General features: G+C 38.5%; 15 protein-coding genes, 1 tRNA gene and 1 pseudogene. 11 read left to right on the top strand and 6 right to left on the bottom strand.

Annotated features, from left to right (window positions below):
- Positions 1-237: 237 nt before the first annotated feature.
- A complete protein-coding gene (gene bchH, locus BGL89_RS21130; protein WP_286827484.1) occupies positions 238-3,903 on the top strand; it encodes a magnesium chelatase subunit H in 3,666 nt (1,221 codons plus the stop codon).
- A 124-nt stretch (positions 3,904-4,027) separates the two neighbouring features.
- Here bchH and moaC read toward each other — a convergent pair whose 3' ends face one another.
- Positions 4,028-4,528 (bottom strand): cyclic pyranopterin monophosphate synthase MoaC, encoded by a 501-nt coding sequence (moaC, locus tag BGL89_RS21125; RefSeq protein ID WP_158199384.1) that lies wholly within the window; start codon positions 4,526-4,528, stop codon positions 4,028-4,030.
- Positions 4,529-4,571: 43 nt separating this feature from the next.
- Between moaC and BGL89_RS21120 the strand changes: the two genes are divergently transcribed.
- Together BGL89_RS21120 and BGL89_RS21115 are read left to right on the top strand one after the other, a co-directional pair.
- Positions 4,572-4,645, top strand: a tRNA-Arg gene (locus BGL89_RS21120).
- A 209-nt stretch (positions 4,646-4,854) separates the two neighbouring features.
- Positions 4,855-6,168, top strand: a complete 1,314-nt coding sequence (locus BGL89_RS21115) for a hypothetical protein (RefSeq protein ID WP_353743968.1) — start codon at positions 4,855-4,857, stop codon at positions 6,166-6,168.
- Between the two features lie 15 nt (positions 6,169-6,183).
- On the opposite strand, the gene BGL89_RS21110 is transcribed toward BGL89_RS21115, so the two are convergent.
- The 3 genes from BGL89_RS21110 to BGL89_RS21100 form a co-directional block, all read right to left on the bottom strand.
- A complete protein-coding gene (locus BGL89_RS21110; RefSeq protein WP_286827482.1) occupies positions 6,184-6,597 on the bottom strand; it encodes a type II toxin-antitoxin system VapC family toxin in 414 nt (137 codons plus the stop codon).
- Positions 6,594-6,845: a hypothetical protein gene (locus tag BGL89_RS21105; RefSeq protein ID WP_002766984.1), complete on the bottom strand. Its 252-nt coding sequence runs from the start codon at positions 6,843-6,845 to the stop codon at positions 6,594-6,596. Before BGL89_RS21105 ends, BGL89_RS21110 begins: the two co-directional genes overlap by 4 nt.
- An 86-nt stretch (positions 6,846-6,931) precedes the next feature.
- A complete protein-coding gene (locus BGL89_RS21100; RefSeq protein ID WP_286827480.1) occupies positions 6,932-7,183 on the bottom strand; it encodes a hypothetical protein in 252 nt (83 codons plus the stop codon).
- Between the two features lie 209 nt (positions 7,184-7,392).
- Here BGL89_RS21100 and BGL89_RS21580 point away from each other — a divergent pair, with 209 nt between their 5' ends.
- The 3 genes and pseudogenes from BGL89_RS21580 (at position 7,393) to BGL89_RS21410 (ending at position 8,075) form a co-directional block, all read left to right on the top strand.
- Entirely contained in the window at positions 7,393-7,542 is a 150-nt protein-coding gene (locus tag BGL89_RS21580) for a hypothetical protein (RefSeq protein WP_286827479.1), read from the top strand.
- 15 nt (positions 7,543-7,557) lie between these two features.
- Positions 7,558-7,749, top strand: a complete 192-nt coding sequence (locus BGL89_RS21575) for a type II toxin-antitoxin system RelE/ParE family toxin (RefSeq protein WP_286827478.1) — start codon at positions 7,558-7,560, stop codon at positions 7,747-7,749.
- Positions 7,746-8,075, top strand: a pseudogene (locus BGL89_RS21410) (helix-turn-helix domain-containing protein). The gene BGL89_RS21575 and the pseudogene BGL89_RS21410 overlap by 4 nt, the downstream one beginning before the upstream one ends.
- A gap of 138 nt (positions 8,076-8,213) precedes the next feature.
- On the opposite strand, the gene BGL89_RS21080 reads toward BGL89_RS21410, so the two are convergent.
- Positions 8,214-8,582: a DUF5615 family PIN-like protein gene (locus BGL89_RS21080; RefSeq protein WP_002766989.1), complete on the bottom strand. Its 369-nt coding sequence runs from the start codon at positions 8,580-8,582 to the stop codon at positions 8,214-8,216.
- A complete protein-coding gene (locus BGL89_RS21075; protein WP_002743172.1) occupies positions 8,573-8,821 on the bottom strand; it encodes a DUF433 domain-containing protein in 249 nt (82 codons plus the stop codon). Before BGL89_RS21075 ends, BGL89_RS21080 begins: the two co-directional genes overlap by 10 nt.
- Positions 8,822-9,106: 285 nt before the next feature.
- Between BGL89_RS21075 and BGL89_RS21070 the strand changes: the two genes are divergently transcribed.
- The 5 genes from BGL89_RS21070 to BGL89_RS21050 form a co-directional block, all read left to right on the top strand.
- On the top strand, positions 9,107-10,195 hold the full coding sequence (locus tag BGL89_RS21070; RefSeq protein ID WP_286827475.1) for a tetratricopeptide repeat protein: 1,089 nt from the start codon (positions 9,107-9,109) through the stop codon (positions 10,193-10,195).
- A gap of 54 nt (positions 10,196-10,249) precedes the next feature.
- Positions 10,250-10,675 (top strand): element excision factor XisH family protein, encoded by a 426-nt coding sequence (locus BGL89_RS21065; protein ID WP_002774382.1) that lies wholly within the window; start codon positions 10,250-10,252, stop codon positions 10,673-10,675.
- Positions 10,654-10,992, top strand: coding sequence for a XisI protein (locus tag BGL89_RS21060; protein WP_002774383.1), 339 nt, complete (start codon positions 10,654-10,656; stop codon positions 10,990-10,992). The genes BGL89_RS21065 and BGL89_RS21060 overlap by 22 nt, the downstream gene beginning before the upstream one ends.
- Positions 10,993-11,170: 178 nt before the next feature.
- Positions 11,171-11,326, top strand: a complete 156-nt coding sequence (locus BGL89_RS21055; protein ID WP_002774384.1) for a YgiT-type zinc finger protein — start codon at positions 11,171-11,173, stop codon at positions 11,324-11,326.
- A gap of 143 nt (positions 11,327-11,469) precedes the next feature.
- A partial coding sequence (locus BGL89_RS21050; protein WP_286827485.1) for a tetratricopeptide repeat protein occupies positions 11,470-11,830 on the top strand: 361 nt, incomplete at its 3' end.

The following is an 11,830-nucleotide window of genomic DNA, read 5'->3' as shown; positions in this document are numbered from 1 at the left end:
GCATTTTAGCATATATTTCGTAAATGTGTTAATATTTAACAGTAAAGCCGTCGTAGAACGACGGGGTTTCAGACCCAAAATTTTCGATGATCATTTCAGGGGGTGTTTTCAATCAGGATAACCCACCCTGATTGGTCTAATACTAAATCAGGCTACATATCAGGAGAGGCACTCATGCAAAAGGGGGAATAAATAATCAGTTTTTAATAACCGGATTTAGTATAAAAATATATTCTTATGAAAAGCATTGTTTTAATTGTTGGCTTTGAAACCTTTAACAGTAATTTGTATCGGCAATCGGGCCTGTTGGCTAGTTCTAAATGTCCCGATTTAGAGGTAAAAGTATTTAGCGATAAATCCTTAACTAGCGAACCGGAAATAGTCGAGCAAGCTTTAGCCACTGCCGACGTTTTTTTTGCTAGTTTGATCTTCGATTACGATCAAGTTACTTGGCTGCGGCAACGAGCAGCACAGATTCCGATTCGCTTAGTTTTTGAGTCTGCTTTAGAGTTAATGAGTTTAACCCGTTTGGGAGAATTTGCCATCGGGGATAAACCAAAAGGAATGCCAAAACCAATTCAATTTATCTTGAGTAAATTTTCCAGTGGCAAGGAAGAAGATAAGTTAGCCGGTTATCTCAGTTTCCTCAAAACCGGTCCGAAACTACTGAAATTTATTCCCGCTAAAAAAGTTCAAGATTTGCGTAATTGGTTAATTATTTACGGTTATTGGAATGCGGGAGGAACGGAAAATGTTGCCGCTATGTGTTGGGTAATTGCCCAAAAATATCTAGGATTAAAAGTACGGGAAATACCCGAAGTTATCGAAACTCCCAATAAGGGACTATTACACCCCGATTATAACGGTTATTTTCTCACTCCCCAAGAATATTTGGCTTGGTATGAAAAAAATAAATCTCTTGATAAACCAGTGGTTGCCCTGCTGCTTTATCGGAAGCACGTTATCAGTAAACTGCCCTATATTAATCAATTAATCCGCCATTTTGAAACGGCTAATTTAATTCCCTTACCCGTGTTTATTAACGGAGTGGAAGGCCATACAATTGTTCGGGATTGGTTAACCACAGACTACGAAATTCAGCAAAGAAAAAAAGGAATCATTGAAACTCCTTCTTTAAGTAAAGATGCGGTGACAGTAGATGCAATTGTTTCGACGATTGGCTTTCCTTTGGTGGGGGGTCCTGCGGGTTCTATGGAAGCAGGAAGACAGGTAGAAGTGGCTAAACGAATTCTGTCCGCTAAAAATATTCCTTATCTTATCGCTGCCCCTTTATTAATTCAAGATATTTATTCTTGGACAAGACAGGGAATCGGTGGTTTACAGAGTGTGGTTCTATACGCTTTACCAGAATTAGATGGAGCAATTGATACGATTCCTCTGGGGGGATTAGTGGGGGAAACTATCTATTTAATTCCCGAAAGATTACAGCGTTTAACTGGACGTTTGCATAGTTGGATTAAGTTACATAAAACCCCTCCGCAAGAACGCAAAATAGCCATCATTCTCTATGGATTTCCCCCGGGTTATGGGGCAGTTGGTACGGCAGCTTTATTAAATGTTCCCCGGAGTTTAGTTAAGTTTTTACAAGCTTTACAAGCGCAGGGTTATAATGTGGGAACGATTCCCGAAGACGGGGAAGAAATTATTCAAAAAGTTAAATTTGCCGATGATGAAAATCTCTCTAAACAAAATCGTTTATCGATAGAAACTTTAGAAAATTGGCTAGGTTATCTGTTAACCTCCCGCATCGAAAAACACTGGAAATCTCTGAAAGATGCGGGGATAAAAACTGTTGGCAACCAGTATCATTTAGGGGGGATTGAGTTAGGTAATGTCTGGATTGGAGTGCAACCACCTTTAGGAATTGCTGGGGATCCGATGCGGTTAATGTTTGAAAAAGATTTAACTCCTCACCCTCAGTATGCAGCCTTTTATCAGTGGTTACAAAAAGATTTTAAGACCGATGCGATCATTCATTTTGGTATGCACGGAACTGTTGAATGGTTGCCCGGTTCACCCCTAGGAAATACCGGTTATTCTTGGTCAGATATTTTATTAGGAGATTTACCGAATTTATATATTTATGCCGCTAATAATCCCTCGGAATCTATCCTAGCTAAACGTCGCGGTTATGGGGTGTTAATTTCCCATAATGTGCCACCCTACGGACGAGCGGGATTATATAAAGAATTGATGATTCTGCGAGATTTGATTGCAGAATTTCGAGAAAATCCTGAGAAAAATTACGCTTTAAGAGATAGTATCCTCCAAAAAATTATTGATACAGGTATCTCTAAAGACTGTCCTTTTCTGGAAGCAGAAAAACAGGGAATAGAATTCACTTTAGAAAATGCCAAATTATTTAGTCGCTATGCACTAACCGATTATTTTGTCAAGGTGTATAGTTACCTACAAATCGTCGAACAAAGACTATTTTCTTCAGGTTTACACACCCTAGGAACTGCTCCCAATCAGGAAGAATTAAAAGGTTATCTTGATGCTTATTTTACCGATTTATCTGAGCGAGAATTTCAGCAAATTATCGCTGAAGAAGCAACCAATGAAAAGGTTAAAGAAGGCATTGCTATTAAAAATTTATTAGGACAAAATAGCGAGGAACTAACTAATCTTTTGCGGGGATTAAATGGGGAATATGTACCCCCAGCACCGGGGGGTGATTTACTCCGAGATGGTGCGGGAGTTTTGCCCACAGGACGCAATATACACGCTTTAGATCCCTACCGGATGCCTTCCCCGGCAGCCTACACCCGCGGACGAGAAATCGCCAAAAAACTGCTAGAACAAAACTTAACCGAAAAAGGAAAATATCCCGAAACTGTAGCGGTTTTACTCTGGGGATTAGATGTGATTAAAACTAAGGGTGAATCCCTAGGTATTCTCTTAGAATTAGTCGGTGCGGAACCGGTGAAAGAGGGGACGGGAAGAATTGTCAGGTATGAATTAAAACCCCTAGAAGAAATTGGACACCCGCGCATCGATATTCTGGCTAATTTATCGGGAATTTTTCGGGATACTTTTATCAATATTATCGAGTTATTAGATGATTTAATGCAGCGGGCAGCTGAGATAGAAGAATCGGAAAATGATAATTATATCCGTAAGCACTATTTAGCCTTAAAAAGTCAAGGAATTGACAATGCCAGCGCTCGTTTATTTTCCAATCCTGCTGGAGATTTTGGCTCTTTAGTTAATGACCAAGTAGTGGAGGGAAATTGGGACAATGACAACGAATTAGCGAAAACTTGGGAAAAGCGTAATGTTTTTAGTTATGGTCGTCAAGATAAGGGACAAGCGCGGCCAGAAGTGCTACAACAGTTATTAAAAACCAGTGAAAGTATTATCCAAGAAATTGACTCGGTAGAATACGGTTTAACCGATATTCAGGAATACTACGGCAACACGGGAGGATTAAAATTAGCCGCAGAAAAACAAAGCGGTAAACGGGTAATGACAAGTTTTGTCGAGAGTTTTTCCAATGATACAACTCCCCGCCAATTAGAGGAGGTTTTGCGCTTAGAATACCGCAGTAAATTACTCAATCCTAAATGGGCCAAGGCCATGGTTAATCAAGGTTCCGGTGGGGCCTACGAAATCTCCCAAAGAATGACCGCTTTAATTGGTTGGGGCGGTACGGCTAATTTTAGTGACGATTGGGTGTATGATCAGGCAGCCGATACCTACGCTTTTGATGCAGAAATGGCGGAAAAATTGCGTCAAGCTAATCCCGAAGCTTTCCGTAATATTGTCGGTAGAATGTTAGAAGCACAGGGTCGCGGTTTTTGGCAAGCAGACCCCGACAAATTAGAGAAATTACAGGAATTATATCAATTGACCGATGAAAAACTAGAAGGGGTTACTTAGGGTCTGCTGAATTTGAAATCAAAAAGTGCCAGCGATTGGGGTGATTGGGAGGAAAATTAGGTAATTGACTCCCTGAAAATTGGTAAAACCCCACACCCCACACCCCACACCCCACACCCCACACTCATGGCAACAGGGGATTGTTGTGATAATCTGATTTCCCTCCTGTTTTACTCAGCAGATGGATATTTTCAATCAGGATTGATTTTTCTAACGCTTTAGCCATATCGTACAAAGTCAAGGCTGCCACAGATACTGCCGTTAAAGCTTCCATTTCTACACCGGTTTCCGATTTTGTCACCACTTCTGCCCGAATTTCGTAACCGGGTAACTCTGCTTTCGGGATAATCTGAACATTGATTTTTTGCAGGGGTAAGGGATGGCAAAGGGGAATTAAGCAGGAAGTTTGTTTGGCAGCCATAATTCCCGCTAATCTTGCCGTCCCTAAAACGTCCCCTTTAGGCGCATTTCCCTGTTCTATGGCTTCAAAAGTCGTTTTTAGCATTCTCACTTGTCCTAGCGCGATAGCAGTGCGTTTAGTGGGCATTTTCTCCGATACATCCACCATCTGGGCCTCGCCTTGGCTGTCGAGATGAGATAATTTTTCTTTACCCTCTTGCGTCATTGAATGAACCTGTGCTATAGTGGTTTACTGTTGAGAAAAACAAGGGCTTGTAGCTTAGTGGATTAGAGCGTGTGGCTACGGACCACAAGGTCGGGAGTTCGAGTCTCTCCAAGCCCGTTAGATACAATGGCATATACTACAGGAATTAGGGCCCTAGGGTTCCTAATTCCTTTGGTTTTTTGCTCAAAACTCCCTCAAGTCCCCATCTGCCCATCTTCCCACTTTCCTATACTTTTTAAACAGGATTTAGTATCATCAGCCAGTTTTGCTGGAGTATTTTTTACCCTCAAACAGTGAAAGAAACTAAACTTTTAGGATTGTATAATATGAATTCTCCTGCACCTGTGCCGACACCCTTTCAAGTTGCTTTAGAGCGTTACCAGAATGCTCTAAATTATTTAGATACTTCTCATAATAAATCTCTGAAAAAAGAACAGGCTTTAGAAATTATTGCCGCCAGAGATGTTCTTCATAAACAAATGGAAGCTGAGGCGGAAATTTCGGTTGATATGCGGTCAAAATTAATCGAACAAGATAATAGATTAAAACAGAAAAGCTACAAAATTACTCAAGTTCTTGACTTAGCTGAATATCGGGAGACTTTACCTATTTCTGATAAGGCTTGGTGGTGGCATTTAGAAAGTAGGGAATCTCTGCATCCTTGCAATCGCTTTGATTGGCTATTGAGAATCGGTAAACTGGTTTTATTAGGGGTTAATTTTACATTAATCGGAACGATTGCTACTCGGTTTCTTAGTGGTGGTTCAGGTTTGCTAGAAATAGGGGGTGTTATTTTTTCGACTTTCATTTCTTTATTACAAACTGAAAATGCTCTCACACGAACGCGCCAGAAGGGTTTTGTTAAGTTAATGAAATTTCGTAGGATTGCTGAACATTGGCATGAAAAAATACAGTTTTCTGTAACAGTAATAGTCTTTGCTTTTCTCTTGGGAATTTATCTAAATTTCTCTTGGTTTTCTGAGTTTTATAAGCAAGAAGGAAGCCGTTTACAATCTCCTCCGCCAGCAAGCCAAGAACTTCCTAATTTAGCCTTAGCAGAAGAAAAGTATTTAAAAGCAATTGAGTTAGATGCAGATAATCTAGATGCTCATTATAAGTTGGCAACACTTTATGAAGATTTACAGGATTTGACTAATGGGAAGAAACACTATTTAATTGCGGCAAAAGGTGGTTTTATAGATGCTTATAATAATCTCGCTTATTGGTATCTGCGCGATAATAAGAATGCAGAAGCAGTAGAGTTACTGGAAAAAGCCAAGAGATTATTAGCAGAAAAAGATGAAAAACTAGACCAATTTACTGAAGATGAGAAACGCAATTTAGCAGTACAAAAATATAGTATTTATAAAAATCTAGGCTGGGCCAGATTTAAGCAAAATCGCAGTGAAGATGCAATTCCTAATCTTTTAGTTGCTATTGGTATCGCTGAAAATCCAGCTTATCAGAAATTTATCCGCAATCCCGGTGCTGCTTTTTGTATTTATGCTCAACTTTTAGAAAAAGAAGACAAGAAATTATCTCAGGAAAATTGGCGTAAATGTCTTAATTTAGCTCAAGGGAGGGTAATTAATACAGAGGAGGAGCAATGGTTATATGAAGCGAGGAAAAAATTAAAGTGAAGTAAAATTTACTGACTATTCTCTGAGTAATGCGCTAAATCCTTCTTGCTGAAAATGCTTATCAAAGGTTAAGATTTCATTGATTTCCAGTTGTCTCATAATCTGCATGGAAGCACAATCAGTTAAACTGTAACCTTTATCTAATCGTCTTTGATAAAAATCAAAAGCTTGCTGAAATTGTTCACTGGTTTGGGGAATAATTATGGTTTTGCTGTCATTGCGTAATCTATGAGTTAGACGAATAGCTGATTTGCGTAAATATTCCCCTCTACTGCATAAAGCATTGAGTAATTCTGTCAGAACCATTTCACTGGTAACACCTCTAAAGTTACGGAGTCGTCCTGTCATAGCTGTAGCTAATGGATTAAGATTATCGCCAAAATCAGCAAGAGCCTGTAAATAGGATGTATCTAAGAAAATTGTTCTCATTCTTCCTCATCTTCTCTCGGTGCGCCGTACATATAGTGTTCAAAATTACGCGCAAAGTCTCTGGGAAAGTGTTTTCGCCATTCTGATTGGGGAACAACGTTACCAATTTCTATAATTTGTTGCCAGATAGGTTTTGCTAAAAATTCTGGGTCATTTTCTAGTGCATCCCATTTAGCATCGAGTTCTTCCATTGATAACTCAGGCTCTTCGGATGTGTTAGAGGTTGAATGATTGTTTAAGTTAGTCATGATTAAAGTTTCCTTTTAGATTAAAGAGAATAAGTTAATGATAACCTAAATTATCTGGTCAGGTAAATGTTTTGCGAAAATTTGTTTCATTCTTCCTCATCTTCTCTCGGTGCACCGTACATATAGTGTTCAAAATTACGCGCAAAGTCTGTAGGTAAGTGTTTTCGCCATTCTGATTGGGGAACAACTTTACCAATCTCAACAATTCTTTGCCAAAAAGGTTTTTTGCGAAATTCAGGGTCATTTTCTAGCGCATCCCATTTAGCATCGAGTTCTTCCATTGATAACTCAGGCTCTTCGGATGTGTTAGATATTGAATGATTGTGTAAGTTAGTCATGATTAAAGTTTCCTTAGTGATAGTTTACTTTTATCATAGCATTTTCGAGTTGGAGCGAGGTACGGAGATCATCGAGGGGAATTAACCACAGAGACACAAAGAACACAGAGATTATTCACCGATGTTATAATTTATACTGATGATGGCAAGAGAGCCGAATGTTTAACTGAAAGTTTGACATTATTTTATGTATAGACTACATTATAGTTATGGAATGGAATATTATATTTGATCCAGATTTTAGGTTCTGGTTTTATCAACAAGAACAGGGACTTCAAAATGAAGTATTTGCTGTTTTAACTGTATTGATGAAACTTGGACCAGCACTGGGGAGACCACGAGTTGATACCATTGAATGATCTTCTTTTAAGAATATGAAAGAGCTTCGTATTCAGTATAAAGGTGAACCTTGGCGTGTTTTATTTGCCTTTGATCCTCATCGACAAGCAATTTTACTTGTTGGGGGGAACAAGTCAGGTAACAAAAGATGGTACAAAGAAAATATTCCTATAGCAGATCAACGTTATCAAAAATATCTGGAAAAACTTAAGGAAGAAAAGTCATGAAAGAATATACCAACTTCTCGGAAGAATTTAATAAACTTTGTGGAGAACGACAAGCAATTATTAAAGCAAGAGCTTCCCAAATTTATCTGGAGGAACTTACGCTTAAGTATTTGCAGGAAAAACTAGGTTTATCTTTATCAGAATTGGCAAAGTATCTTGAAGTACAGCAATCAATAGTACCTAGACTTAAACAAGAGTAAAATCTAGAGCTAAATACACTGCGCGAAGTAGTTAACGCATTAGGTGGAACTGTCGAAATTATTGTCAAAATTCCCAACAAAGAACCTATAATTATTGGTGACTATTCAGAAACGAAGTGTAATTAACCACAGAGACACAGAGGACAGGGAGATTATTTGCCAATGTTATAATTTGTACTCAATAATAAAGGTGTTCGCTTTTGGAACACAATATTTAAGATGGAATTAACGGGAAGACTCCAGGAACGCTATAAAGCAAAAATCTTAAATTGGTAAAAGTCTAATCCGAAAAATACGATCTGTCACTGACACAATTGCTCCCGTCTTTAATGCTTTTGTACAATCTCGTAAAACTATAGTTAAACGCTGATTAATTAGATTGTAGTTTTCATTGCCTAAACGGAATAGGATGACACTTGGTAAATTATCACCACTAATAGCGAGAAGTTGAGAAAAATCTAGATCGACAGTTAAAATTATCCGCTTTTCTCTTTTTGCTTTGGCAAGAATTTCCTGATCAGATAAAGTTTGTAAGCCTTCATCTCGAAGATGAACGACATCATAACCTTGTTCTCTTAACCATGAGACTGTACGCAGAGAAATCCCCATATCGGCTAGAAACTCTATCTCCATTGCTCGATTAATTCAAAATGATGAACTTGTTCTCTGGCTAACCAAGAAGCATATAATAAACATTGGTGAATATCTTCTCTTTCTAGGTCAGGGTATTCCTCTAATATTTCCTCTATCGGCTTTTCGTTAGCAAGTAGATTAAGAATTAAAGAAACAGGAATACGCATTCCTCGAATACAGGCTTGACCTGCCATAATTTTGGAGTTAAAAGTAATTCGGTCTAATTGTTTTAAGGTCATATAGTTTCCAGAAATATGAAGATGATACCTGTGGTAATTTTATTATAGCTAATTCTATAGTTGCGAGTGGAAGTGGGAAATTACTCCTTCAGTGAGGGTGCAAAGCTTGTCTCCAACCCCATAGGGAAGATTAGGGAATGGTGAGGTTTTAAGTTGTAGTAGCATGATAAGTGAAGTCAGGTTGTGACTCTAGACGAAAAACCCCGTTTTCTGAAATCGCACCAGATGAGGACTAAAGTTCAACAACGAAACTAATTAAATCCAAAACCTCAATTGATTCTAGTTATGAATAAATTTCTCAAACTCTTTACCCCCATTTCCCTGATATTAATTACGGTAGGATTTTCGTCGGCGACTTTCAGTAACACTGTTGGAGTTAACACGATTTTTGAGGTAAAAGGGAAAGTTAACGTTAAAAAAACACAATGGAAAAAACCGCTTCCTGCTTCTGTCGGACTTACCCTCAGTTTTGAGGATAAGTTAGAAGTAGCAGCTAACGCTTCTGTTCAGGTTTATTGTAGTAATCTCAAGAAGTGGACGGTTAAACCGGGAAGGTATATTGTTTCTAGTGGCTGTCCTCGGGGAAATCCTGTGATTCCACTTCCCAATAGCAATAATACAACCCTCCGTCCAACAGGAAAAACAGAGAAAGCTTTAGCAAAATTACCTTATCTAATTACTCCTCGTCAAACGAATATTCTTACCAATCGTCCTCCCCTGCGGTGGAATGCTGTTCCGGGTGCAACTAATTATACTGTCAAAATAGATGGGGTTAATTGGGAAACGCAGACAAACAAAACTGAAATAGTCTATCCTGGTGAACCTCCTCTGGAAGCAGGAGAGCGATATCGAGTAACCATAGAAGCTGATAATGGTGCGTCTTCTAGAAGTGATGATGAAAAAGTCGGGTTTACAATATTAGATGAACAGACGAAAACAACGGTTTTAGATGCTGTTAAAACTGTTCAACAGCAGCAATTATCACCAGAGGAAGCAGGGTTAGTTTTAGCGCATCTTTATCGAGGTTATGGGTTGTATGGGGATGCGGTTGAGGTATTGGAAGGATTGGTGAAGCAAAATAGTCAGGTTGCTACGGTTTATCAACTATTGGGTGATACTTACCTTAAGATTGGTTTACCTCAGTTGGCAAAAAAACCTTATGAAAAAGCGTTAAAACTGGCAACAAATACCGAGAATTTGTCAGTGCAAGCGGAGATACAAGCGGGTTTAGGAATAGCTTATCGTCTCTTGGGAAATAAGGATGAGGCGATACAGTGGTTAACTAAGGCGAAGGGTAGTTATAATCAGTTAGGGGATACTTCGCAGGTTCAGGAATTGGCTAAAACAATTAATGAAATTTTAGAGAGGGAGTAAGGATGAAGGGTAAATCGTGGATGATGGCTACTACTTTTGTACGGAGGGAAAATAGTGTCGGCTCAAGATATTTTTCATGTTACAGTAAAACGGGCATTAGAAAAAGAAAAATGGGTCATTACAGCAGACCCTTTAAAATTAAAGTTTGGGGGAATTAATTTTCAGGTTGATCTAGCAGCAGAGAGACTGTTAGAAGCAGAGCGAAATGGTGAGAAAATAGCTGTAGAAATTAAAAGTTTTCTTAATGCTTCTGCTATTACTGATTTTTATGCGGCTTTGGGTCAATTCTTGAGTTATCGGTTAGCACTCTCTACAATTGAACCTAATCGCTCATTATATTTAGCAATTCCCATAGACGCTTTTGATACATTTTTCCAGATGGAGTTTACTCAAATAGCAATTAAACAGTATCAAGTTCCACTTATTATTTATGATCCAGTCAAGGAGGTAATTACACAATGGATAAAGATAAACTCATAAAATATCGTCAAGCAGTGCAAAATTTGTTAAGTCGCTATGTAGCAGAAGATGTTACCAGTGAAGATGTAGAAGTACAATTAATATTTGATGTAGAACGGGATCATTATCAGTGGATGAATGTAGGATGGGAAGGTTTAAAACGAGTTTACCGCTCGATTGTTCATTTTGATATTCGTGATAATAAGATTTGGCTACAACAAAATTTAACGGAATTGAATCCAGCAGAGGATTTAATTTCAATGGGTGTTAAGAGGGAGGATATTGTTTTGGGACTACAACCACCTTATAAACGTCCTTATACTAAATATGGTACTTAAAACAACTAATTGCATTTTACAGAGGAAGTAAGCATGAAATTTGAATCATGGATGATGGCTGTTAAGCTGTTGTGCGTTTAAGTTGGGTATTGTTAAAATTGGGAAAACCAGCAGAAACTCTTACCTGTTCCCTTAATTCGACCGCTAATCTAAATGTTCTACAGTTGAGGAGATAATTATGTTTATTTGTCATGTATGTGGTTCAAAAGATGCCGAAGAAAAATTAGTTGTTCAAACTTTTAGGATTGATGGCAGCCTAATCCTAGTTGAAAAAATCCCCGCTCAAGTATGTTATAACTGTGGTGAGGTTGTTTTTAGCAGTAAAACGGCATAAAAAATCAGAATTTTATTACAGCACAAGTCTCAACCCGACAAATTTATTCAAGTTAATGTTTTTGCCTATCAATAAACTCTAGGGATAAAAAACCAATGAAAGTATCAATCAAATCAGGGATAGCGGTTGTCGTCATTACCGGGATGATGGGATTATCGGGAGTCATCTTAACCCCAACGGTGGGACAGGTGATTTCTCAGGCTTCACCGCAAGATAAATTAGCCGAAGCAGAAAGATTAAATCAGCAAGTTATTCAATTGTATCAGCAGGGGAAATATAACGAGGCGATTCTTCTAGCAGAACAAGCCTTAGCTATCATCAAACAACAATTAGGAGACAACCATCCCAATACCGCCACCAGTCTCAACAATTTGGCATTACTTTACCAGTCTCAAGGAAGATACAGCGAAGCCGAACCCCTCTACAAACAAGCTTTAGCTATCATCAAACAACAATTAGGAGACAATCATCCCAATACCGCCGCCAGTCTCAACAATTTGGCAG

This window comes from Microcystis sp. LSC13-02, assembly GCA_002282935.1.
Classification (GTDB): domain Bacteria; phylum Cyanobacteriota; class Cyanobacteriia; order Cyanobacteriales; family Microcystaceae; genus Microcystis.
This window is presented reverse-complemented; position numbering and strand designations above follow the sequence as displayed.